General features: G+C 75.6%; 21 protein-coding genes and 1 tRNA gene. 8 read left to right on the forward strand and 14 right to left on the reverse strand.

The window, feature by feature from the left end:
- Positions 1-903 (reverse strand): DMT family transporter (locus tag FA014_RS07570; RefSeq protein WP_230322953.1); only part of this gene is annotated, 903 nt, incomplete at its 3' end.
- A 69-nt stretch (positions 904-972) separates the two neighbouring features.
- Here FA014_RS07570 and FA014_RS07575 point away from each other — a divergent pair.
- Positions 973-1,986 (forward strand): GGDEF domain-containing protein, encoded by a 1,014-nt coding sequence (locus tag FA014_RS07575; protein ID WP_195969196.1) that lies wholly within the window; start codon positions 973-975, stop codon positions 1,984-1,986.
- Between the two features lie 55 nt (positions 1,987-2,041).
- On the opposite strand, the gene FA014_RS07580 is transcribed toward FA014_RS07575, so the two are convergent.
- Positions 2,042-2,524 (reverse strand): NUDIX hydrolase, encoded by a 483-nt coding sequence (locus FA014_RS07580; RefSeq protein WP_154729084.1) that lies wholly within the window; start codon positions 2,522-2,524, stop codon positions 2,042-2,044.
- A 94-nt stretch (positions 2,525-2,618) separates the two neighbouring features.
- Between FA014_RS07580 and FA014_RS07585 the strand changes: the two genes are divergently transcribed.
- Positions 2,619-4,520 (forward strand): M48 family metallopeptidase, encoded by a 1,902-nt coding sequence (locus FA014_RS07585; RefSeq protein ID WP_154729085.1) that lies wholly within the window; start codon positions 2,619-2,621, stop codon positions 4,518-4,520.
- Between the two features lie 270 nt (positions 4,521-4,790).
- On the opposite strand, the gene FA014_RS07590 is transcribed toward FA014_RS07585, so the two are convergent.
- From FA014_RS07590 to FA014_RS07600, 3 genes are all read right to left on the reverse strand, one after another.
- Complete coding sequence (locus FA014_RS07590) at positions 4,791-5,645, reverse strand: NAD-dependent epimerase/dehydratase family protein (protein ID WP_154729086.1); 855 nt, start codon at positions 5,643-5,645, stop codon at positions 4,791-4,793.
- Between the two features lie 64 nt (positions 5,646-5,709).
- A complete protein-coding gene (locus tag FA014_RS07595; RefSeq protein WP_154729087.1) occupies positions 5,710-6,246 on the reverse strand; it encodes a GNAT family N-acetyltransferase in 537 nt (178 codons plus the stop codon).
- A 17-nt stretch (positions 6,247-6,263) separates the two neighbouring features.
- The gene (locus FA014_RS07600) at positions 6,264-7,481 is read right to left on the reverse strand and encodes an amidohydrolase family protein (protein ID WP_230322954.1); all 1,218 of its coding nucleotides are present in this window, start codon (positions 7,479-7,481) and stop codon (positions 6,264-6,266) included.
- 193 nt (positions 7,482-7,674) lie between these two features.
- On the opposite strand from FA014_RS07600, the gene FA014_RS07605 reads away from it, so the two are divergent.
- On the forward strand, positions 7,675-8,361 hold the full coding sequence (locus tag FA014_RS07605) for a hypothetical protein (RefSeq protein WP_230322955.1): 687 nt from the start codon (positions 7,675-7,677) through the stop codon (positions 8,359-8,361).
- Between the two features lie 119 nt (positions 8,362-8,480).
- Positions 8,481-9,452 carry a phosphotransferase family protein gene (locus tag FA014_RS07610; protein ID WP_154729089.1) on the forward strand — a complete coding sequence of 324 codons (972 nt, stop codon included), beginning with the start codon at positions 8,481-8,483 and terminating at the stop codon, positions 9,450-9,452.
- A 43-nt stretch (positions 9,453-9,495) separates the two neighbouring features.
- On the opposite strand, the gene FA014_RS07615 is transcribed toward FA014_RS07610, so the two are convergent.
- From FA014_RS07615 to FA014_RS07630, 4 genes are read right to left on the reverse strand one after another with little or no spacing between them, the layout of a single operon-like run.
- On the reverse strand, positions 9,496-10,425 hold the full coding sequence (locus FA014_RS07615; protein WP_154729090.1) for a carbohydrate ABC transporter permease: 930 nt from the start codon (positions 10,423-10,425) through the stop codon (positions 9,496-9,498).
- A complete protein-coding gene (locus FA014_RS07620; protein WP_230322956.1) occupies positions 10,422-11,516 on the reverse strand; it encodes a carbohydrate ABC transporter permease in 1,095 nt (364 codons plus the stop codon). Before FA014_RS07620 ends, FA014_RS07615 begins: the two co-directional genes overlap by 4 nt.
- A 34-nt stretch (positions 11,517-11,550) precedes the next feature.
- Positions 11,551-12,861, reverse strand: coding sequence for an extracellular solute-binding protein (locus FA014_RS07625; RefSeq protein WP_154729092.1), 1,311 nt, complete (start codon positions 12,859-12,861; stop codon positions 11,551-11,553).
- 28 nt (positions 12,862-12,889) lie between these two features.
- Positions 12,890-14,530 (reverse strand): GH39 family glycosyl hydrolase, encoded by a 1,641-nt coding sequence (locus FA014_RS07630; RefSeq protein WP_154729093.1) that lies wholly within the window; start codon positions 14,528-14,530, stop codon positions 12,890-12,892.
- 188 nt (positions 14,531-14,718) lie between these two features.
- Here FA014_RS07630 and FA014_RS07635 point away from each other — a divergent pair, with 188 nt between their 5' ends.
- Positions 14,719-15,756 carry a LacI family DNA-binding transcriptional regulator gene (locus tag FA014_RS07635; RefSeq protein WP_154729094.1) on the forward strand — a complete coding sequence of 346 codons (1,038 nt, stop codon included), beginning with the start codon at positions 14,719-14,721 and terminating at the stop codon, positions 15,754-15,756.
- A 34-nt stretch (positions 15,757-15,790) separates the two neighbouring features.
- On the opposite strand, the gene FA014_RS07640 is transcribed toward FA014_RS07635, so the two are convergent.
- The gene (locus FA014_RS07640) at positions 15,791-16,828 is read right to left on the reverse strand and encodes a LacI family DNA-binding transcriptional regulator (protein ID WP_195969197.1); all 1,038 of its coding nucleotides are present in this window, start codon (positions 16,826-16,828) and stop codon (positions 15,791-15,793) included.
- Positions 16,829-16,990: 162 nt separating this feature from the next.
- Between FA014_RS07640 and FA014_RS07645 the strand changes: the two genes are divergently transcribed.
- From FA014_RS07645 to FA014_RS07655, 3 genes are read left to right on the forward strand one after another with little or no spacing between them, the layout of a single operon-like run.
- Positions 16,991-18,970: a right-handed parallel beta-helix repeat-containing protein gene (locus FA014_RS07645; RefSeq protein ID WP_154729096.1), complete on the forward strand. Its 1,980-nt coding sequence runs from the start codon at positions 16,991-16,993 to the stop codon at positions 18,968-18,970.
- 5 nt (positions 18,971-18,975) lie between these two features.
- Positions 18,976-19,869, forward strand: coding sequence for a dihydrodipicolinate synthase family protein (locus FA014_RS07650; RefSeq protein ID WP_230322957.1), 894 nt, complete (start codon positions 18,976-18,978; stop codon positions 19,867-19,869).
- Positions 19,866-21,872: a YjhG/YagF family D-xylonate dehydratase gene (locus tag FA014_RS07655; protein ID WP_154729097.1), complete on the forward strand. Its 2,007-nt coding sequence runs from the start codon at positions 19,866-19,868 to the stop codon at positions 21,870-21,872. The genes FA014_RS07650 and FA014_RS07655 overlap by 4 nt, the downstream gene beginning before the upstream one ends.
- A 71-nt stretch (positions 21,873-21,943) precedes the next feature.
- Here FA014_RS07655 and FA014_RS07660 read toward each other — a convergent pair.
- The 4 genes from FA014_RS07660 to FA014_RS19910 form a co-directional block, all read right to left on the reverse strand.
- Positions 21,944-22,016, reverse strand: a tRNA-Ala gene (locus FA014_RS07660).
- 87 nt (positions 22,017-22,103) lie between these two features.
- The gene (locus FA014_RS07665) at positions 22,104-22,799 is read right to left on the reverse strand and encodes a histidine phosphatase family protein (RefSeq protein ID WP_154729098.1); all 696 of its coding nucleotides are present in this window, start codon (positions 22,797-22,799) and stop codon (positions 22,104-22,106) included.
- Complete coding sequence (gene rsfS / locus FA014_RS07670) at positions 22,796-23,191, reverse strand: ribosome silencing factor (protein ID WP_154729099.1); 396 nt, start codon at positions 23,189-23,191, stop codon at positions 22,796-22,798. Before rsfS ends, FA014_RS07665 begins: the two co-directional genes overlap by 4 nt.
- A gap of 38 nt (positions 23,192-23,229) precedes the next feature.
- A partial coding sequence (locus FA014_RS19910) for a hypothetical protein (protein WP_230322958.1) occupies positions 23,230-23,688 on the reverse strand: 459 nt, incomplete at its 5' end.

The raw sequence follows: 23,688 nt of genomic DNA on the forward strand, positions 1-23,688 counted from the left end.
GCGGCCCCCGCGCCCGCGGCCCGCCCGCCCCGGGCGGTCCCGCACCAGCAGCACGCCGCCGAGCACCAGCACGCCGCCGACCACCTGCGCGGCACCGAGCACGTACCCCGTGGCCGTGCTGATCAGCACCGTGAACACCGTGATGAGGTTGAGGTACGCCCCGGCCTCCGCGGGCGGCACCCGGCGCAGCGCCAGGTTCCACAGCAGGTAGGAGCCGACCGACGGCAGCACCGCGATCACGACGAGCGCGACGGTCGCGTTCCGGCCGGCGGGCCAGTGCACGTGCCCCGTCGCGGCGAACGGCGCCATGACGACGGCGGCGATCGCGGCCTGCACGGCGGTCGACGCGATCGGCGGCACCCCCGCGAGCCCGCGCCCGCCGATGGTGTACACGCTCCACACGACGATCGCCCCCACCATCAGCAGGTCGCCGACGTTCAGCTCCAGCGCCGTCAGCGCGCCGAGCCGCCCGCCGGTGAGCACCACCAGCACCCCGAGCAGCCCCACGAGCATGCCCGCGACCGCCCGGCCCGACGGGGCGCGGTGGGCCACGACCGCCCCGAGCAGCGCGATCAGCGCGGGGTTGAGCGCGTTCACCAGCGACGCGTTCACCGACGACGTGTGCTGCAGCGCCGTGTAGACGAACAGCGCGTAGCCGACCATGCCGAGCAGCGCCAGCACGACCTGCCGCGGCCAGGTCCGGAGCACCGCGCGCCAGTCCGGCCGCTCGACGACCTGGGCGATCACGGCGAGCGGGACGGCCGCGAGCGCCCAGCGCAGGGCGGTCAGGCTCACCGGGGTCATCTCCCGGACGGCGACCGCGCCCAGCACGTAGTTGCCCGCCCAGAACAGGGTGGCGCCGACGAGGGCGAGGACGGGACCGGTCCGGGCGGGCAGCAGCACCCGCGGAGGATACGCGGCTCACCCGCCGCGGATGTCATGCCGGGGCCCTCGCGTGCCGACACCCTCGGCATGGGCAGCTCCGGTGCGCGGGCGCCCCGGCTGTACGCCACCCGGGGCCACCTGGCGAGCGCCCTGGGGCTGATGGCCGTGCTGGTGCTCGGCGGCGCGGTCCGGCCGTACAGCCCCGACTCGCCGGCGGGCCTGTGGTTCGCCGCGTCGGGGCTGCTCGCGGCGCTGGCGGCCGGCGTCCTGGTGCTGCCCGCGCGGCGCTGGACGATGCCCGCGGCGCTCGCCGTCGCGCTGCTCGCCGCGGGCGCGCTGCTCGCGTCGTGCCGCACCGCGGAGGGGCTGGTGGTCCTGTCGATCGGCGTGATGACCGCCGCGCAGTACGCCGCGTACGCGTTCCGCACCCGGGTCGCCGGTCTGCTGGTGGCCGAGGCGATCGCGGCGGTGACCGTCGGCATGGTGCTCGCGCCCGCGCCGTTCCACACCCTGACCTGGCTGGTCGTGGTGGTGATGACCGTCGCGAGCGCGTCGCTGCTCGGCCACGTGACCCACTGGCTGCGCCGGCACGCGACCACCGACGACCTGACCGGCGCCCTCAACCGGGCGGCGGTGCTCGAGCGCCTGGAGGCCCGGCTCCGGGACGCCCGGCGCACCGGTGCGCCGCTGGCCGTCGTCTCCGCCGACGTCGACGACTTCAAGGCCGTGAACGACACCCGCGGCCACCTGGCCGGCGACGACGTGCTGGTGGCGCTGGTCGCGTCCTGGCGGGGTGCCGCGACGGACCGCGCGGTGGTCGGACGGGTCGGCGGCGACGAGTTCGTGGTGGTCCTGCCCGGCCGGGACGCCGCCGGGGCGGAGCGCTGGGTCGCCGCGGCGCGCACCCGCTGCCCGACCCCGTGGAGCGCCGGGATCGCGGCCGCCCGGCCCGGCGACACCGCCCGCGACCTGCTCGCGCGCGCGGACGTGGCGCTGTACGAGGCCAAGCGGCGCGGGCGGCGACCCGCGACCGGCCCGGGAGCGCAGGGGGACCCGCGCCCGGACCCGGAGCCCGACCCGCTCCCGCACCGGGGCGGCTGACGGTCCACGGACCTGCCGGCCGCGGCCGACGCGGCCGCCGCCCCGTGCCCGCGGCTCAGACCGCGAAGCGGGCGGCCTCCTCCGGGGCCAGCGCGTGCGCGACCCGCGCCACCATCTCCTCGGACATCGCCGGCATCGCGTCCACCGGGAACCACCGGGCCTCGGTGTTCTCGCCGTCGCCGGGGCCGGGCTCTCCCGAGACCCAGCGGAACCGGAACGTCAGGTCGAGGTACTGCGACCGGTCGCCGTTCGCGTACTGCATCGGCGGCAGGGCGTGCACCCACGCCAGCCGCTCCGCGACCGCGACGACCTCGGTCTCCTCGAGCACCTCGCGGGCGCCCGCGACGGCCGGCTCCTCCCCCGGGTCGATGATCCCGGTGACCGGCGTCCAGGCCCCGTTGTCGGCACGCCGGACCAGCAGCACCTCGTCGCGGCCGTCGGCGCCGGGTCGCACCACGACGGCGCTCACCCCCGACAGCCAGAGGAGGTCGTGCCCGATGCGGGCGCGCAGGTCGAGGACGAAGTCGGGGGTCGGCACGCCCCCGATGCTAGGGCGTCGGACGCCGCCACCCGGGTGGACCTGCGGTCCCACCGGGCGGACGGGCACGACCCGGTGCTAGCGTCCGGCGCCGATGGTCACCACGCTGCGCGCCGCGCTGTCCCTCGTCATGCTCGCCGGCTTCTACGTCGTCGCCGTCGGGCTCGCCGTCCTCCTCGGCTGGCTCAGCGTCCTGGCGTTCACCAGCGACCACGCCCGCGGAGCCGGGTACCTCGCGCTGTTCGCGATCGTGCTGGTCGTCGGGATCGTCTCCGCGCTGTGGAAGGTCGCGCGCGCGAAGGCCGCCCCGCCGGACGGCGTCGAGGTGCCGCCGCAGTCCGCGCCGGAGCTGTGGACGGTCGTCCGGGAGCTCGCCGCCGCCGCGCACACCCGCGCACCAGACGAGATCCGCCTGGTCGCCGACGTCAACGCCGCCGTCTCCGAGGAGGCCCGGCTGCTCGGCCTGGTCGGCGGCCGGCGGCGGATGTACCTGGGCGTCCCGCTCCTGCAGGCGCTCGACGTCGCGATGCTCCGCTCGGTGCTGTCCCACGAGCTCGGCCACTACTCCCGGAACCACACCCGGCTGGGCCCGCTCGCCTACCGCGGTCGCGCGGTGGTGATGGCGACCGTGCAGGCCACGTCGGGCTCGGTCGTCGGCTGGCTGCTCGCGGGCTACGCCCGGCTCTACCTCCTGGTGTCCGCGGCGGTCAGCCGCCGCCAGGAGCTCGAGGCGGACGAGATCAGCGTCGCCGTCGCCGGCCGCGAGGTCGCCCAGCAGTCCCTGCGCGAGGTCGAGGTCGTGTCGGCCGCGTGGCAGCACTACACCGGCGTGTACGTCGCGCCCGCGTTCGAGGTCGGCCTCGCCCCGACCGCCCCGGCGTTCTTCGGCGGCTTCGACGCCCTGCTGCGCGCCCGCGCGGACGAGCTCGCCGACCTGCGCCGGCAGGCACCCGACGCCACGCAGTCCCGGTGGGACAGCCACCCGTCGCACGCCGCCCGGATCGCCGCGATGGACCGGGTGCCCGACGCGCACCGGGCGCGGGACACCCGGCGGGCGACGCTGCTCGTCCCGGGCTTCCCGGACGCGGCGGCGATGGTGGCCGAGGGCTCGCTGCGGTTCGAGGACCGGGCCCGGCTCGACTGGCCCGCGCTCGGCGAGGCGGCCACCACCCGGAACCGGCAGCGCACCGCGGACGCCGTCTACCGCGCCGCCGCCCGGCTCGCGGGGCTGCCGCGGGCGACGCTCGCCACCGTGCTCGGCCTGGTCGCGCAGGGCCGGGGGCCGGAGCTCGCGCTGGAGCTGGGCCTGACGGCGGGACCCGCGCAGCCCGCGACCCCCGCCGGCGAGCCCGCCCCGGACGACGACGCCGGCACCCTCGTCGACGCGCTCCAGGTCGTCGTGTGCTCCGCGGCCGTGCAGGCGGGCATCGGCCGCTGGGAGCAGCCCTGGGTCGGCGGGCCCCGCCTGGTCGACCTGGCCGGCGTGCCGATCGACCCCCGCCCGCTGGCCGTGCTCGCCGCCGACCCGCGCACCGTCGCGGACGCGCGCCGCCACCTCGCCGCGCTCCGGGTCGACGTCGACCGCGCGGGCCAGGCCGCCGCGCAGGCAGACGCGCTGGGGGCGTCGCTGCTGGCCGGCGTCGCGTCGGTGGCGGTCGACGGCGCCCGGCACGACGTGCTCGTGCTGGACGAGGGCCTGGTGCTGGTCCCGGCGCCGCGGCGCGGCTCGGGGCGCAAGCGGCTCGTCGCGCTCGTCGAGGGCGCCTCCGTCGGCGAGCTCGCCGCCCGGTACCGCTACCTGCCGTTCGAGGAGGTCGCGACCGCGAAGGTCCGCGGCAAGGTGCCGCTGCGGGCGACGCTGGTGCTCAAGCGGGGCGGGACCGTGCGGCTGAAGGGCCGGTACGGGGCCGAGAAGCTCGCCGACAACTCCGAGGCCGTGCTCGCGGCCGCGGTCCTGAGCCTCCGCCGCACAGCCCCGTCCCCCGCCCGCGTCTGACCCACCGGGTCGCGCTGCCCCGGCCCCGCCACGAGCCCACCCGGGGCCCGCTCGCGCCCTCCGGGGCTCCGCTCGCGCCCTCCCGGGCTCCGCTCCCGCGCCCTCCCAGGCCCCGCTCGCGCCCGCCCGGGCTCGTCGAGATCGGTGCTTCCGCCCGAGATCGGTGCCTGCAGCCACCGATCTCGGCGCGAACCACCGATCTCGGCGCGAACCACCGATCTCGGCGCGGGGGCACGCGGCGCGCGGGCTCTCGGCGCGGGTTCGCGCAGGTCAGGCGGGTGGGGCCTCGTCGCGCCACGAGTGCTGCGGCTCGAACCCGAGCAGCGCCCGGGCGCCGTCGATCGCGAGCAGCGTCTCGTGCGTCCCCAGCTCCTTGCGCACGGGGACGCCGGGGAACTCCGCGGCCAGCAGATCGGCCGACGGCGTGTCCATGATCGTGTCGGCCGCGGCGATGATGACGTTCTGCGAGCCGGTCGTGTCCACCTCGAGCGCCAGCCGGAACGCCGTCGCCGCGTCGCGCGCGTCGATGTAGCCCCACAGGTTCCACCGCCGCTTCGCGGGGTCGTCCTGGAACGACGGCACGGCGGCGTACGCCTCGGCGGGGAACACGTTCGACAGCCGGAGCCCGACGAACGGGATGCCCGACCACGCCGCGACCTGCGCCGCGAGGTCCTCGCTCAGCACCTTCGACAGCGCGTAGGTCGTCGTCGGGTGCGGGAAGTGCGCCTCGTCGACCGGGGCGTACCGCGGCGGCACGTCGAACGGCAGCCCGAGCGTCGTCTCGCTGGACGCCCACGCCACCTTGCGCAGCCCGAGGCGCTGCGCCGCGAGGAACACGTTCGCGTTGGCCGCCATGTTGCGGTTGAAGGTGTCGGGCGGCGACTCCATGCCCGGCTGCGGGATGTTGGCCAGGTGCACCACCGAGGAGCAGCCCGCGAGCGCCTCCACGGCCTGCCCGTAGTCGGTCAGCTCCGCGCGGAGCACGTCCACGCCCAGGCCGGCGCGCTCGCCGAACGGGCCCTGCGCGTCGGACGCCTGCACCCGGTACCCGTGCGCGAGCAGGTCCTGCACCACCGCGCGGCCCACCTTGCCCAGCGCGCCGGTCACGGCGACGGTCTCGGTCATGCGGGCATCCTCGCCCGGCACGGCGGCGCCGTCCACCGCGGGGCCGCGATCGCGGCGCGCGGCGTCACCGCACCGGCAGCCCGACGACCTCCGGCGCCGGGTCCGTCGCCAGCCGCGCGTGCGTCTCGACGTCGAACCGCTCGTCCCCGTACCGGAGCTTCGCCCGCTCGACGCCCTCCGCCGGGTACCCGGCCCGCGTCGCGACCCGGCAGGACGCGGGGTTGTTCACGCGGTGCCCGAGCTCGAGCCGGAATGTCCCGAGCTCGCGCACGGCCCACGCGGACGCGCCGACCAGCGCCGCGGTCGCGAGGCCCCGGCCGCGGGCCTCCGCCGCCAGCCAGTACGACAGCCACGCGGTCCCGTGCACGTCGTCGACGGCGCTGATCCCGACGCCGCCCACCGCGCGGCCGTCGACCGCCACCGCGAACGCGTACGAGCGCGGCCCGCGCGGCGCCAGGTGGCGGCGGATGTGCTCGGCCGCGGCGGCGTCCGTCGACAGGTCGGCGCCGCCGGTCTGCCGGACGAGGTCGGGGGCGGCGGCCACGGCGGCGCGCAGCGCGCCCGCGTCGGCCGGGGTCCAGAGGCGCAGCTCGGCGGTCACCGGGTCACCGGCGGCCGTCACTCCCACGGGCGAGCCGCGAGCGCCGCCAGGTCGACCACCCGGCCGCCGGCCACCACGGCGGAGCGCGGCACCCGCCGCACCAGGGCGTCCATCGGGTTCTCCGCGTCGAGCAGCACGACGTCCGCGCGGGACCCGGGCACCAGGTCGTGCACCTCGTCCGTGACGAACGCCGCGCCGTCGCGGGTCGCGAGCTCGACGACCCGGCGCAGGTCCTCGTCCCGCACCACGCCGCCGGCCCGCGCGTACTGCCACGCGATGCCGAGCAGGTCGCCGTCGCCGTAGGGGCTCCACAGGTCGCGGATGCCGTCCGTGCCGAGGCCGAACCGCACGCCGGCGGCGTCCATCTCGGCGAGCGGGAGCTGCCGCATCCGCACCGGCGCGACCGTCGTCATCGTCACGCCGAGCGCACCCATCCGGTCGAGCAGGTCCCGGCGCCGCGCGGGGTCGACGTCGACCACGGCGAACCCGTGCGCCACGTTGACCTTCCCGGGGGCGATCCCGTCGCGCTCGACCCGGTCCAGGATCAGGTCGATCTCGAACGCGCCGAGGTCGCCGGGCTCGTGCAGGTGGATGTCGAGCCCGCACCCGTGCTCGGCGGCGATCCGGAACAGCCCGTCGAGCTGCCCCACCGGGTCGCGGTCGATCAGCGCCGGGTCGAGGCCGCCGACGTGCTCCGCGCCCGTACGGGCCGCCCGGTCCAGCAGCTCCAGGACGCCCGGGCGGCGCAGCACGCCGTCCTGCGGGAACGCCACGACCGTCAGCTCGATCGCGCCGTCGAGCGCGGCGGCAGCCTCCCGCACCGCCTCGATCCCCCGCAGCCCGAGCCCGAGGTCGACGTCCACGTGGGTGCGCACCCGGGTCGTGCCGGTGCGCAGGTACTCCCGGAGCACCCGCTCGGCGACCGGGGCGCTCGGGATGCCGAGCTCGTCGCGGCGGGCGCGCTCGTGGGCGATCCGCCCCTGGGTGCCGCCCTCGCCGCCGTAGGACTGCCAGGGCAGGCCCCACCAGCTCTTGTCCGCGTGCGCGTGCGTGTTCACCAGGCCGGGCAGCGCGAGCAGGCCGTGCCCCTCGACCACCTCGGCCCCCGGGGCGGGCGGGGTCGTGCCGGCCGGGCGCACCCAGGCGATCCGGTCCCCGGCGACCCCCACGTCGGCCGGGTCACCGCCCCACGGCCGCACGTCCTGGATCACCGTCGTCGCGTCGTCGTCCACCACCCGGCCATCGTGCCAGGCCACGGCGCCGGGTCGGTGATCCGGGCCGGCCGGTCGCCCTGCGACCGCCCTGCGGTCGCGGACGCGACCCGGCGGACTTACGTTGCCCGCATCGAGGCCGACCGGACCGCCCGCGGCCGGCGGCCGCAGCGCCGCGCCAGGACCGGGGCGGCACCGAGCCGAGGAGCATCCCCCCATGAGCACCTCCGACGACCCCCGCACCACCCCCGACCGCCCGGGCGAGGGCGCGCACGTCGCGCCGACCCCGGAGGGCGACCGCGCCGTGGCCGACCGCGCCGTCCCCGACGCACTCGCGCGGGACCGGCACGCCGTCGTCGCCCGCGAGAAGGACGAGTACGGCGGCATGAAGCTCGGCTCGGCGTTCTTCGGCTGGCTGACCGCCACCGGCACCGCCGTGCTCCTCACCGCGGTCGCGGCCGCCGCGGGCGCCGCGGTCGGCGTCGCGAACGACACCTCGGTCGGCGAGGCCGCCGACCAGGCCGCCTCCGACCCGACCTCCATCGGGCTGGTCGGCGCGATCGTCCTCGCGGTCGTCCTGTTCGTCGCGTACTACTGCGGCGGGTACGTCGCGGGGCGGATGGCCCGGTTCGACGGGGCGAAGCAGGGCCTGGCCGTCTGGCTGTGGGCCGTGCTCATCGCGGTCGTCGTCGCGGTCGCGGCGGTCGTCGCCGGGGACCAGTACGACGTGCTCGGCCGGCTGGACAGCTTCCCGCGGATCCCGGTCGCCGAGGGCGACCTCACCACCGGCGGCATCATCGCGCTGCTCGTGGTGGCCGTGGTCAGCCTGGTCGGCGCGGTGCTCGGCGGGCTCGCGGGCATGCGGTTCCACCGGAAGGTGGACCGGGCGGGCCTGGGCGGCTGAGCGCGGCCGGCCGCGCGGCCGGGCCCCGGGTCCACCGCGCGGCCGCCGGGCAGCCAGCGCGCGGCCGCCGGGCCGGTGGTCGCGGCCCGGGCCCCGGACCAGCCCCTACGCTGCTGCTCATGCCCGACGACGCCACGCCCCCGACCCTGCCCCTCGACGCCCTGCGCGCCCTCGTCGCACCGGTCGGCGCCCTCGAGAGCGCCGAGCGCCTCGACGGCGGTCTGTTCGCGACCACCTACCGGGTCGCCCTGGCCGACGGGCGGCGGGTCGTCGTGAAGACCGCGCCGGCGGACGCCCCCGGCCTGCTGACCCACGAGCGCGACCTGATCCGCACCGAGGCGGCGGTCTACGCGCTCGCGGGCGACCGGCCCGACCTGCCGATGCCCGCGCTGCTGCACACGGACTTCAGCCGCACGGTCGTGGCCGGGGACGTCGTCGTCGCCGCGCACCTCGACGGCGTGCCGTGGGCGAAGGCGGGCTTCGGCTCCCCCGCCGAGGACCCCCGGGCCGCGCGCGCCCAGGCGGACCTCGGGGTGCTCCTGGGCCGGATCGGCACCGTCACCGGCGACGTGTTCGGCTACCCGCAGCAGCCGGCGCTGCAGGCGCCGACGTGGCGCGCGGCGTTCACCGCGATCGTCGAGGCCCTGCTCGGGGACGCGGGGCGGGGCGGCGTGCCGGAGATCCCGGCCGACCGGGTCCGGGCGGCCCTGGCGGCGCACGCGGCGGCGCTCGACGAGGTGGCGACCCCGCGGCTCGTGCACACGGACCTGTGGCCCGGGAACCTGTTCGTGGACCCCGCCACCGGCGCGCTGACCGGGGTGATCGACCCGGAGCGGGCGCTGTGGGGCGACCCGGTGCTGGACCTCGTCGGCGCCGACCCGATGTGGGACGGCGTCCCGGAGGTCGTGGCCGGGGACCTCGACACCACCTCGCCGGGGGCCGCCGCGCGGCTGCTGCTCGCGCGGATGTGGCTGGCGCTGGTCATGACGATCGAGGCGCCGCTGCGCGGCTACGCGGGCGAGTGGGTCGCCGGGTACGACGCGGCGAACCGCCGGTCGCTGGCGCGGGCGCTGGACGGCCTCGGGGTCTGACCGCGGGACGGCCGGGGCCGTCCCGCGGTCGGACCCCGGCCGGTCAGCCCTTCACCGCGCCGGCCATCACGCCGGCGACCAGCTGCTTGCCCGCGACGACGAACACGACGAGCAGCGGTGCCGCGACCAGGAACACGCCTGACATCACCAGGCCGGTGTCCGAGGTGAACGCGCCCTTGAGCTGCGGCACGACGAGCGGCATGGTCAGCTGCGACCGCATCACCACCGACGGCCAGAAGAAGCTGTTCCACGACCCGACGAACGTGAACAGCGCGAGCGTCGCCGCGGCCGGGCGCGCGGCGGGCATCGCGATGGACCAGAAGGTGCGGAACATCGACGCCCCGTCCACCCGGGCCGCCTCCACCAGCTCGAACGGGAGCGCCTCCTGCAGGTACTGCGTCATCCAGAAGACGCCGAACGCCGTGACCAGGGTGGGCACGGTGAGCGCCGCCAGGGAGTCGATCCAGCCGAAGTCGTTCATCATGATGAACATCGGGATCGTGCCCACCTGGGCCGGGATCGCCATGGTGGCGATCACGGTCACGTAGAGCACCTGCCGCCCTCGGAACGTCAGCTTGGCGAAGCTGAACCCGGCGAGCGTCGAGAAGAACACGGTCGACGCGGTCACCGCGACCGCGACGAGCACGGAGTTCGCGAAGGCCGTCCAGAAGTTGAACTGCGAGGCGGTGACCACCTCCCGGAAGTTCTCCAGCAGGACCAGCGTCGGGAACCAGGTCGGCAGGTCGCCGACCGCCCGGGCGATCTCCTGGCTGGTCGACGAGCCGTACATCGCCGCTGCGTACAGCGGGAAGATCGACAGCCCGACGACCACGACGAGCAGGCCGTAGGAGATCCACCCCGGCCGGCGACCGGTGCTGTCGTGCTGCGGGACGGGCCGGCCGCGCCGGGCGCGCTTGTGCGCGTACCGGACGGCCCCCTTGCCGGCGGTGTTCTCGATGTACCCGGTGCTCACCGGTTCGCTCCTTCCTGGAGGTCCGCGTCGACGGCCGGCGCGTCGGCCGGTGCTAGGGGCAGGCCTGCTGCGAGGGGACCCGCCGACCCGGCGGCCACCGCCCGCGCCCGCGCCACGGCGGCGCGGTGCTGGGCCCGCGTGACCCGGGGGCCGCGGGACCGCGAGGACGAGATGGACCGGGTGAGCAGGAAGTTCACCAGCGAGAACACGACGATGATCAGAGCGAAGATCCAGCCCACCGCCGCGGCCTGGCCGAGCCGGTCCTGCCAGTCGCCGAACCCGAGCTCGTAGAGGTACAGGACCACGGTGGTCCACTGGTTGTCGGCACCGCCCTTGCCGCCGCCCGTCCCCCCGCCGTCGTACAGGCGGACCTCGTCGAAGATCTGCAGCCCGCCGATGGTCATGGTGAGCGTCACGAAGATCATCGTGGGCCGGATGCTCGGCAGGGTGACCGAGAAGAACTGCCGGAGCCGTCCCGCCCCGTCCACCGTGGACGCCTCGTAGAGCTCGCGGGGCACCGCCTGCATCGCCGCCAGGAAGATCAGGGCGTTGTAGCCCGTCCACCGGAACACGACCATCGAGCCGATGGCCATGTGCGACAGGAGGCGGTCCTGGAAGAACGGCGAGTCCGACCCGGTCAGCAGACCGAGGTCCTGCAGGTGCGGGACGAGCAGGCCGAACTGGCCGAAGACCTGCCCGAAGATCATCGCGGTCGCCACGGGCATGACGACGAACGGCACGAGCACGCTCATCCGCCAGAACGTCCGCACCCGCAGGTTCTGGTCCAGCACGGCCGCGATCAGCAGCGCGAGGACCAGCTGCGGGACCGCGCCCCACAGGAAGATCGAGAACGTGTTCTCCAGCGACCGCCAGAACAGCGGCTGCCGCAGCACCCAGGTGAAGTTGTCGAGCCCGACGAAGTCCCCCATGCCGGCGCGGCGGTGCCAGTCGTGCACGGCGACCACCACGTTGAACAGCAGCGGGAACGCGCCGAAGACCGCGAACAGCAGGAAGAACGGCGAGACGTACAGGTACGGCGAGAGCTTGAGGTCCCACCGCGAGAGCCGCTGGCCCCACCCGACGCGACGCACGCCGGGCGGGACCGTCGATCCGGTCGACACCGCCTCAGTCCGCGGTCTCGAAGCCGAGGGCGTCGAACTCGCCGACCACGGACTCCCAGGCCTGCTCCGCGGTGGCGCTGTCCGACTCGACGAGCCGGATGCCGTCCGTGACCAGGGTCTGGATGCCCGCGAAGTTCTCGCCGCGGTACCCGCCCGCCGCTGCGTCGCCCGCGGCCGCGGCCAGGTCGCCGTAGACCTGGCCGACGCGCTGGTCGCCGAAGAACGGGTTCTCGGCCTCGGCGATCTCGGGGGCGGACATCGCCTCGAGCTGCGACGGGAACTGGCCGGTCTCGTTGAACCAGTCGATCGCCGCGTCCGGGGTGGTCAGGTAGTCGGCGAGCTCGATCGCCCAGGCGGTGTTCGGGCCGGTCGACGGGACCGCGAAGAACGAGCCGCCCCAGTTGCCGCCGCCCTCGGGGAACGTGCTGGCGATCCGCCAGCCGTCGACGCCGTCGGCGTTCTCCGCGATGATCCCGGTCATCCAGGCCGGGGTGACGACGCTCGCCCACTGCTTGTTCTGGAACCCGGCGCCCCAGTCGGCGTGCCCGATCGCGATGCCGGCCGAGATGTCGTCCTCGGCGGCGTCCGCGAACATCATGAACAGGTCCTTGACCTCGGTGTTCCCGGCCAGGTCGTACGGCAGGCCCGACTCCGGGTCCTCGAACGCGGCCGGCAGCAGGTTGATCGCCGCCTGGAACGCGTTGGTCAGCGAGTCGACGAAGTAGTTGTCGCTGGCCGCCACGTACTGGCGGCCCGCGTCCAGGAAGGTCTGCCAGGTCGCGTCGTCGCCGCCGATGAGCTCCCCGAAGGACTCGGGGTCGGTGGCGAGGCCGGTGCCGGCCAGCATGTCCTGGTTGAACGCGATCGCCAGCGGGCCGATGTCGGTGCCGTAGCCGGTGATCGTGCCGTCGACCGAGCCCTGCGCGACCTTCCAGTCGACCCAGCGGTCCGGGACCTCGGGCAGCTCGGCCCAGTCCTCGGGGACGGCCATCATCTCGGTCCACCAGTCGAGCTCGACCAGGTGCACGTCCGACAGGCCGGCGCCGTCCGACGACAGGCCGTTGCGGAGCACGGTCTGCGCCGACGCCCCGTCGGGGAACCGGTTGACCACGACCTCGATGCCGGTCTCCTCCTCGAAGGAGTCCAGCAGCTCCTGGGGGAAGTCCATCCACGCGGCGACGGTGAGCTTGTCCGGCTTGTTGTCCTCGCCGGCCTCCTCGGACGACCCGCCGCCACCACCGCCGCACGCGGCGAGGGCGAGGGCGGACACGGCGGCGAAGGCGACAGCGCCGGCGGACTTCGCGGTGATCCTCATGGTGAGGTCCTCTCGGTTTTCTCCCGCGTCAGCGGGTGGTGGGGGCGGGGCTGATCGAGGCGACGGCCCAGGCCGGCAGCTCGAGGTCGATGGTCAGGACGCCGTCGTCGGCGACGGTGAGGGTGCGGCGGTCCAGGGCGTCGGCGACCGCGGCGAGCTCGGCGACGTCGCGGCGGCTGAGGTTCAGCGGCTCGCCGCGGCGGTGCCACTCCTCGGCGACGTTGCCGTGCTCCCAGTCGAGGATCTCGACGCGGTACCCGGCGCCGGGGCGCAGGCCGGACACGGTGTGGGCGACCCGGCGCGCGGGCCCCTCGCCGAGGTGGCGGCGGGCGGCGGCGTAGCTGGTCGCGCCGCCGACGGAGCGGTCGCCCATCGAGTCCGGGTAGTTGAAGAACACCCCGGCGACGCCGCCGTCCGCGGTGGCCGTCAGGACGCCGTGCTCGTGCTGCGCGAGGATCCTGCTCCCGAGCCGGTTCAGCATCGCCATCGCGTGGAAGGTCGGCTTGTGCAGGCCCTGCTCGTTGACGAAGCCGAAGCCGCCGTGGAACGGCCCGATGCCGCCGCCGCCCTCCTCGAAGACGTCGGTGAACGTCCAGTACGCGATGGAGTCCGCGAGGTCCTGGCACTGCAGGAACGCCCGGGTGATGTACGTCGCCGCGAACAGCGTGTCGTGCATGTGGTCCCGGCTGGACGGCGACGTCGACCACTCGGTGACGTGCACCTCGGCGTCCGGGAACGGGCTGGCGGCGAGCAGCTCGCGCAGGTGCAGCAGGTCGTCCCGGGTGGCGTCGCGGTTCCGGCTGATGGGCCGGCCCACGCCCTGGGTGTCGAACGCGAAGTCCGTCGGGTACAGGTGGGTGGACAGGAAGTCGAGCGGCAGGTCGCGCTCGGCGCAGAACGCGATGAGCTCGTTGATCCACACCGGCTTCCAGGGCAGCGCGTCCGGGTCGTCGGCCTCGGCGGTCGCGGCCTCGACCGACTTGTCGTGGTACTCGCCGTCGTAGCGGGCGTCCGCGACGAACACCGACGACGAGGGGCCGCCGACGCGCAGCGCGGGGTCGATCGCCTTGAGGGCGCGGGCCGTGGCCTCGTACAGCGCGAAGTACTCGGACCGGGTGCCGGTCCAGAAGTGCGGGACCAGGTTGGGCTCGTTCCAGACCTCGAACGGCCACTGCCGCACCTCGTCCAGGCCGTAGCGGTCGATCCAGTGCCGGACGGTCGTTGTGACCAGCTCGACCCAGGCGCCCATGTCCGTCGGCGGGCTGCCGTGCGCCTTCCACCAGAACAGCGTCTCGGTGTCCCGCGCGAGCTCCCGGGGCATGAACCCGAGCTCCACGAACGGGCGGGCGCCCGCGTCGAGGATCGCGTCGAACACCTTGTCGACGTACGCGTAGGTGTAAACGGGGGTGGCCAGCGGCGTCGGCGGGCCGAACCCGCCGCCGTTCGAGGCGCGGTACACGAACATGTCGTCGTGGAACACCCCGTGGAACCGCACGTGGCGGGCGCCCAGGACGCGGACCGCCTCGCGGAAGTGGTCCTGCCAGTCGACGCGGAGCGCCTCGTTGGCGCGGCCCGCCCCGAGGCACTCGCTCCAGACGTGCCGCAGCGGCAGGTCGGACGGCGGGCGGTGGTCGATCAGCAGGGTCGACGGCGGTGCCTCGACAGACACGCGGACCTCCTTCGGTCGGCGCGGGCGGCTCCGGTGCCACCCGCTGGCGTCGAAACGGTTTCGCAACCTGTATCGTGAGGCGACCGTAGGAGATGGACGGCCCCGAGCGCAACACCCCCGGGGTTTCCGCCGTCACCGTGACGGGACCGTTGTAGGATCGCGAAACAGTTTCGGGTCGAGGGAGAGCCATGACGAGTGCGGCCGCGCGGCGCGCCACCCTGTCCGACGTCGCGACGGCGGCGGGCGTGTCCAAGGCGACGGTGTCGAAGGCCCTCAACGGGCGCGACGACGTGTCGGACCAGACCCGCGAGCGCGTCCTCGCGGCGGTCGCGGCGATCGGCTACCGCCCCGCGCCGGGACCGGCGCACGCGCACGACCGCCGCGCGCTCGCCGTCGTGTTCGACCTGCCGGCGTCGCCCTACATCCTCGGCGTGTTCCAGGGCTCGCTGGCGGCCGCGACCGACGAGCGCGTGGACCTGCTGACGCGGCTGGCCCCCGACCGGGACGCCCGCACGCAGCCGGCGGTCGCCCGCGACTGGGTGGCCGACCTGCTCGCGGTCGGCGTCGGGGGCGTCGTCGGGCTCACGCTCTCCCGGCCGGGCGCCCTCATCCGCGCCGCGGCCGACGCGTCCCTGCCGTTCGTGATCGTCGACCCGGTCGGCACCCGGGACCGCCACCTCGTCAGCGTCGGGTCGAGCAACTGGGACGGCGCCCGCGCGGCGACCGAGCACCTCATCGGCCTCGGTCACCGCCGCATCGGGTGGATCGGCGGCCCCGAGGACTCCGACGCGGCCCGCGAGCGCCTCTACGGCTACCGGGCCGCGCTCGACGCGGCCGGGCTCGTGGCGGACCCGGCCCTCGTGCGTTCGGACCAGTTCACCGTGGAGAACGGCACCCGGTACGCCCACGAGCTGCTCACGTCGGCTGACCCCCCGACGGCGATCATGGCCGCGGACGACGAGATCGCCGTCGGCGTGCTGGGCGCCGCGCACGCGCTGGGCGTGCCGGTGCCGGAGCGGCTCAGCGTCTCGGGGTTCGACGACACCCCGCAGGCGGCGTGGACGACCCCGCCGCTCACGACCGTGCACCAGCACCTCGGCGACATGGGCCGCATGGCCGTGCAGACGGTGCTCGCGATGGCGGAGGGGCGGCATCCCGCGTCCCCGCGGGTCGAGCTGGCCACGTCGCTGACCGTCCGCGCCAGCACGGGCCCGGCACCCGCCTGACCGGGCGCCGCGCCGTCCGACCGGGGGCGCGCCGTCAGCCCGCCGGCGGCGCGGTGGACTCCCGCACGACCAGCGCCGTCGACAGCTGCACGTGGTGCGAGTCCACCCGCTCCCCCCGGGCCAGCTGCAGCAGGGTGCGCAGCGCGACCCGCCCCATCTCCACCACCGGCTGCCGCACCGTGGTCAGCGGCGGCGCCGCGGAGGCCGCCGCCGAGCTGTCGTCGAACCCGACGACGGACAGGTCGTGCGGCACCCGCAGGCCGTGCCGCTGCGCGGACGCCAGGACGCCGAGCGCGATCGAGTCGGAGGCGGCGAAGACCGCGGTCGGGGGCTCGGGCAGCTCGAGGAGCTCGTCGCCGATCGCGAGGCCCGCCTCGAAGGTGTGCGCGCGGGACCGCACCAGGGCGTCGTCCACCTGCCCGTCGCCGGCCCGGACCATGCTCAGGTACCCCTGCAGCCGCTCGGCCGAGGGCAGGAACTCCGGCGCCCCGCCCGCGAACGCGATCCGGCGGTGGCCGAGCTCCAGCAGGTGCCGGGTGGCCTGGACGCCGCCGGAGAAGTTGGTCGACCCCACCGACACCGTCGAGTCGTCCATCGGGTTCACCGGGTCGATGTGCACGGTGGGCACGCCGAGCGAGCGCAGCAGGTCGCGCTGCGCGGCGGTGGGCTGGGTCGTGACGAGGACGACCCCCGCGCGGTCCCCGGCCGCCTGGCGCCGGATCCACGCGGTCGACAGCGGCGCGGCGTCGCCGTCGGCGGGGCCCGCGTCGAGCACGTCCACGACGACCTCGATCCCGTGCTCCCGGGCGGAGGCGACCACGCCCTCGAGCACCCGCAGCGCGTAGACGTCCGCGAGCGTGCGGAACACCACGGCCACGCGGAGCGGGGCGACGCCCGCGCGCGGACCGGTCGTGGGGGCGTAGCCGAGGGACTCGATCGCCTCCTCGACGCGGCGCCGGGTGGCGCGCGAGATGCCAGGCCGCCCGTTCAGCACCTTCGACGCGGTGGAGGTGGACACCCCCGCCGCCGCGGCGACCTGCTCGAGGGTGGGCCGGCGGTCCGTGGTCGCCATGTCCGCCACCGTAGCGAAACTCTTTCACCAGCGGAAGCGCGCGTTCTCCCTTTCGCGACGCCTGTCGACGTCGTATGGTCGGCGGGTCGACGCACCGGTGCGGAAAGTGTTTCGCGGCGGTGCGGTGGCCGCCCGCACCGCTCCGACCGAAGGACGTCCCCGTTGACCACGCTCCACGTCGCCGTGACCGGGGCCGACCGGGCGGACGGGAGCCCCGGCGCCCCGTTCCGCACCATCCAGCGGGCGGCGCGCGCCGCGCTGCCCGGCGACACCGTCCGCGTGCACGCGGGCACCTACCGCGAGTGGGTGCGTCCCCCGCGGGGCGGCGTCGCCGACGACCGCCGGATCACGTTCGAGGCGGCGCCCGGGGAGCACGTGGTCATCACCGGGGCCGAGGTCGCCACCGGCTGGGTGCGCGAGCAGGGGGACGTGTGGCGGGCCGAGATCCCGAACTCCCTGTTCGGCGACCTCAACCCGTTCGACGAGCCCGTCGCCGGCGACTGGCTGCACACCCGGCCCGGCGAGCCCCTCGCGCACCGCGGCGACGTCTACCTGTCCGGCCGCTCGCTGCACGAGGTGCACGACCGCGCCGCCGTGGACCACCCCGAGCGCCGCACGCACGTGCGCTACCAGTGGACGGCGCTCGACACCCCGCTGGTCGACCCCGACCGCACCGTCCTGGTCTGGTACGCCGAGGTCGGCGAGGACGCCACGACCGTGTGGGCCAACTTCGGCGGCGCCGACCCGACCGCCGAGGTCGTCGAGGTCAACGTCCGTCCGTCGGTGTTCAGCCCCGACCGCGCCCACGTCGACTACGTCACCGTCCGCGGCTTCGAGCTGGCGCAGGCCGCCACCCCCTGGGCGCCGCCCACCGCCGACCAGCTCGGTCTGGTCGGGCCGCGCTGGGCGAAGGGCTGGGTCATCGAGGACAACCTCATCCGGGACGCCAAGTGCGCCGGCGTCTCCCTCGGCAAGGACGCCGCGAGCGGTGACAACGAGTCGTTCGTCCGCGGCGACAAGCCGGGCTACCAGTACCAGCTCGAGGCCGTGTTCACCGCGCTGCACCAGGGCTGGGAGCGCGAGCACGTCGGCTCGCACGTGGTCCGCCGCAACGAGATCCGCGACTGCGGGCAGAACGGCGTCGTCGGCCACCTCGGCTGCGCCTTCTCCACGATCGTGGACAACCACATCCACCACATCGGGACCAAGCACGAGTTCTCCGGGTACGAGATCGCGGGCATCAAGCTGCACGCGCCGCTCGACGTGACCGTCGAGCACAACCGGGTGCACGACACGACGCTCGGGATCTGGCTCGACTGGCAGGCCCAGGGCGCGCGCGTCACGCGGAACCTGCTGTACCGGAACATCCGCGACCTGTTCGTCGAGGTCGCCCACGGACCCGCGGTCGTCGACCACAACGTGCTGGCCTCGCCCATCGCCGTCGAGCTGCTCAGCCAGGGCACCGCGTTCCTGCACAACCTGGTGCTGGGCGTCCTGCGGGTGCAGCCGGTGCTGGACCGGGCGACGCCCTACCACGTGCCGCACTCCACGCAGGTCGCCGGGTACGCGTTCGTCTACGGCGGCGACGACCGGTACGCCGGCAACCTGTTCGTCGGGGCGCGGCACGGCGTCTACGCGGCGGACGCCCCGATGCTGCTCGCGGACTTCCCGCCGGAGTCGAACGGCACGCACGCCTACGACGGGGCGCCGGGGTCCTGGGCGGAGTACGCCGAGCGCATCGGCGCCGGCACCGGCGCGGGCGACCACTCGCGGTTCCACCTGGAGCGGCAGGCCGCCTACCTCTGGTCGAACGCGTACGCCGGCGGGGCGCGGCCGGCCACCCACGAGACCGGCGCCCGCGTCGTCGACGGTCCGGCGACGGTGCGGGTCGTGGACTCCGGCGCGGAGGTCCACCTGGAGACCGACCTCCCCGCCGGGCTCACCGCCCCGCTGCTCGACGTGGTGACCGGGGCGGACCTCGGGCACGTGCGGATCGTCGGCGCCGGCTACGAGAACCCCGACGGCACCCCCGTCGTGGCCGACCTCGACCTGGTCGGGCACCGCAAGGAACCCGGCTCCCCCCACCCGCCGGGCCCCCTGGCCCGCCTCCACGACGGCGCCGCGCGCGTCCGGGTCTGGTGATCGCGGTGGCCCAGTTCCTCGCCCCCGCCGTGACGGCGCTGCACGCCGACGGCACCCTGGACCGCGACGGCAACCTGGCCGTCTGGGAGCACATCCTGGACGGCGGCGTCGACGGCATCGTGCTCCTGGGCAGCACCGGCGAGTTCTTCGCCCTGCGGCCGGAGCAGAAGCGCGAGCTGATCGACCTCGCCGTCGAGCACGTGCTGCCGCGCGGGGATCTGATCGTCGGCACCGGGTGCCTCCGGGTCGACGACACCGTCGAGCTCAGCCGGTACGCGCTCGACGCCGGGGCGCCGGCCGTGATGGTCGTCGGCCCGTACTACTTCGCGCTCGAGGACGCGGCCGTCGAGGCGTACTTCTCGGCGGTCGCCGACCAGGTGCCCGGCGACGTCTACCTCTACAACTTCCCCGCCCGCACCGGCTACGACCTGGGCCCCGAGGTGACCCGCCGGCTGCTGCGCCGGCACCCGAACATCGTCGGCTACAAGGACACCGTGCTCGAGGTCGGCCACACCCGCCGGCTGCTCACCGAGCTGCTGCCGGAGTTCCCGGAGTTCCGGGTGTTCGCCGGGTTCGACGAGAACCTGCACCACGTCGTGACCTCCGGCGGCGCCGGGGCGATCGGCGGCCTCGCCAACCTGTACCCCGAGTACTGCGCCGCGTACGTGCGGGCCGTCGACTCCGGGGACGCGGCCGCGATCGCCACCGCGCAGCGGCGCATCGACGTGCTCATGGGCGTGTACGCGCTCGGCGCGCCGTTCTTCCCGCTGCTCAAGGAGGGGATGGTCGGCCGCGGCGTCCGGCTCGAGCACCACTCGACGGCCCCGCACCTGCCGGCCACCCCCGAGCAGGCCGAGGCGCTCGCCGCGCTGATGGCCACCGTCGAGGACCTGCCGTGACGTCCTGGGAGCAGCTGCTGGAGCCGCACGACGGCATCTACGCGCTGCGCTCGCACGCCGACGGGCCGTCCGGGCGGCTGCCGCTGACCGCGCAGACGCTGCGGGACTCGCCGAGCGGCGACGTGTTCGGCATGACGCAGAACGCCGGCATGGGCTGGCCCCGGGCGAACCTGCTCGGGCCGCAGGTGATGATCGTGTCGACCGCCGGCGGGCTGCGGTCGGAGACCGGCGAGCCGATCGCGCTCGGGCTGCACTCGGGGCACTTCGAGCTGGTCGACCAGGTGCGCGCGGCGGCCGAGACCGTCGCGGCCGAGGGCGGGCTGCCGTTCGCCACGTTCGTCTCCGACCAGTGCGACGGCCGCTCGCAGGGCACCACCGGCATGTTCGACTCCCTGCCGTACCGGAACGACGCCGCGACGGTCATGCGCCGCCTCATCCGGTCGCTGCCCACCCGGTCCGCCGTCCTGGGCGTCGCCACCTGCGACAAGGGCCTGCCCGCCACGATGATGGCGCTGGCGTCCCAGCACGACCTGCCGACCGTCCTGGTGCCCGGCGGCGTCACGCTGCCCCCGACGCGGGGCGAGGACCTGGCGCGCGTGCAGACCATCGGCGCCCGGTTCGCCAACGGGGAGCTCTCGCTGGAGGACGCCGCCGAGGCCGGCTGCCGGGCGTGCGCCTCCCCCGGCGGCGGCTGCCACTTCCTCGGCACCGCCGGCACCAGCCAGGTGATCGCCGAGGCCCTCGGCCTCGCGCTCCCCCACTCCGCCCTCGCCCCGTCCGGCGAGCCGGTCTGGGCCGAGGTCGCGCGGCAGTCGGCGCTCGCCGTGCTGCGGCAGCGCGCGCTCGGGCTCACCACCCGGGACGTGCTCACCCCCGAGGCCTTCGAGAACGCCATGGCGGTGCACGCGGCGATCGGCGGGTCGACCAACCTGCTGCTGCACCTGCCGGCCATCGCGCACGCCGCGGGCGTGCCGCGGCCGTCCGTCGCGGACTGGGTGCGCGTGAACCGCGCGGTCCCCCGCCTGGTCAGCGTGCTGCCGAACGGCCCCGTCCAGCACCCCACCGTCCGGATGTTCCTCGCCGGCGGCGCCCCGGAGGTCATGCTGCACCTGCGCGACCTCGGCGTGCTGCACCTCGACGCGCTCACCGCCACCGGCGAGACCCTCGGCACCGTCCTGGACTGGTGGGCCGGCTCCGAGCGGCGCGCCCGGCTGCGGCAGGTGCTCCGGGACCAGGAGGGCGTCGACCCCGACGACGTGATCATGAGCCCGCCCGCGGCCCGCCGCCGGGGGCTCATGCCGACGACCGCGTTCCCCACCGGGAACCTCGCGCCGGAGGGCTCCGTCATCAAGTCCACCGCCATCGACCCGGCGCGCCTCGACGGGGACGTGTTCGAGCACGTCGGCCCGGCGCGCGTGTTCACGTCCGAGGCCGCGGCGATCGCCGCCATCAAGGCGCGCGAGGTCGCCCCCGGCGACGTCATGGTCGTCATGGGCGGCGGTCCGCTCGGCACCGGGATGGAGGAGACCTACCAGGTCACCTCCGCCCTCAAGCACCTCAGCTACGGGCGGGACATCTCGCTGATCACCGACGCCCGGTTCTCCGGCGTCTCGACCGGCGCCTGCCTCGGGCACGTGGGCCCCGAGGCGCTGGCCGGCGGGCCGATCGGGCGGCTCCGGGACGGCGACCTCGTCCGGATCCGCGTCGACGTCGCCGGGCTGGAGGGCAGCGTCGACTACGTCGGCGCCGCCGACGCCCCGCTCTCCCCCGAGGAGGGCGCCCGGGTGCTCGCCGCGCGGGAGCCGCACCCCGGGCTCGCGCCGCACCCGCTGCTGCCCGACGACACCCGGCTGTGGGCCGCGCTGCAGGACGTCAGCGGCGGCACGTGGGGCGGGGCGGTGTACGACGTGGACCGGATCGTCGAGGTGCTCGCCGCGGGGGTGACGGCGCTGGAGGGAGCGTCGCCCGTGGCGCCGACCGGCGGGGACGCCGCGCGGGGCTGACGTCGGGACCGGCCGCCGCGGCCGGGAACGACGAAGCGGGCGAGAGCTTCCGCTCTCGCCCGCTTCCGATGTGGAGCTGAGGGGATTCGAACCCCTGACCCCCTGCATGCCATGCAGGTGCGCTACCAGCTGCGCCACAGCCCCGTGATCAGGCCTTCCGGCCGTCTCCCGTCCCGCTGAGCGGGCGTCCTGAACTCTAATCGAACCGCGCGGAAGATGCGAATCGGCAGGTCAGGCCGGGTCGCGGACCTCCTCGTCCATCCCTCGATCCGCCCGGTCCGGGCCCGCGTTCCAGTCCGAGGACGCGTGCACCGGGCCGACGTTCAGGGCCTCCAGCCGCCACGCCAGGCCGGAGCCCGGGCGGCCGGGCTGGACCTCGGCCCAGTGGGCGTTGGACATGCCGGACACGCCCTTCCACTCCGCCGGCAGGCCGAGGAGGCCGACCAGGCCGAGGGTGATCGCGGCGCCGTGCGACACGACGACCAGCGTGTCGTCGGGCTCCAGGGCCCCGGCCTGGTCGGCGATCGCCGCCATCATCCGGGTCTGGACCTCGGCGCGGGTCTCGGCCCCGACGCGCTCCGGCTCCCGGCCCGCGCGCCACGCGGCGTGCTGCTCGGGCCAGCGCTCGGCGATCTCCGCCGACGTGAGGCCCTCCCAGTCGCCGAACGACCGCTCCCGGACGCGCGCGTCGGTGTGCACCGGCAGGCCGGTGCGCGCGGACAGCGCCTCCGCCGTCGACCGCGCGCGGCCGAGGTCGGAGGCGATGATCCGCGTCGGGGCGTACCGGCTGGCGAGCGCGGCCGCGGCCGTCTCGGCCTGCCAGATGCCCACCTCGTCCAGCGGGATGTCCGACTGGCCCTGCAGGCGCGCCGCGGCGTTGTGCGCGGTGCGCCCGTGCCGCCAGAGGACGACGCGCCCGGCGGTCACTCCCCCGCCTCGTCGCCCTCGGGGGTGCCGTGCACGTCGGCCGGCAGCTCGATGACGGGGCAGTCCTTCCAGAGCCGCTCGAGGGCGTAGTACACCCGGTCCTCGGCGTGCTGCACGTGCACGACGACGTCGCCGAAGTCGATGAGCACCCACCGGCCCTCGGACTTGCCCTCGCGGCGCAGCGGCTTGGCGCCCAGCTTGTGCAGCGCCTCCTCGACGGCGTCGACGATCGCGCCGACCTGCCGCTCGTTGGTGCCGGAGACGATCAGGAACGCGTCGGTCAGCACCAGCTGGCCGCTCACGTCCAGGGCGATGATCTCCTGGGCCTTGAGGTCGGCGGCGGCGCGTGCGGCCGCCACGGTGAGCTCGATCGCGCGGTCGGTTGCCGACACGGGTCTCCTCGGGTGGTTCGGGATGGGGATGGTGCAGGTCAGGGTGCGGGCGCGGCGTCGAGCACCGCGGCCGCCAGGGCCGGGACGTCGGGTCCGGCGGCGTCCGAGGCGGTGTTCGCGACGAGGATGACGAGGAAGCCGAGCACGAACGCCACGACGGCCAGGACCACCCACTGCAGCCAGGTGTACGGCAGCGGGCGGCGCAGCCGCTCGGGCTGCTCGTCGATCTCGTCGATCTCCTCGTCGGCGCCCACGCCGCGGAGCATGTCGCCCGTGGCGTCGGTGATCTCGGCCTCGTCCTCGGGCAGCGGCGCCGGCGCCATCGCGCGCAGCAGGCTCTGCCACTGCGGGACGGGGGCCTCGTCGTCGTCCGGCCCGGCGTCCGGCCGGGCGGTCGCCGGGCGGGCCGCGGCCGGAGCAGCGGCGGCGGGGGCAGCCGAGGCGGCTGCCGGGGAGGAGGCGGCAGCGGGGGCGCCGGGCGCCGGTCGCGCCGGAGT

The sequence above is a fragment of the Cellulomonas hominis genome, assembly GCF_005239125.1.
Taxonomy (GTDB): Bacteria; Actinomycetota; Actinomycetes; order Actinomycetales; family Cellulomonadaceae; genus Cellulomonas; species Cellulomonas hominis_A.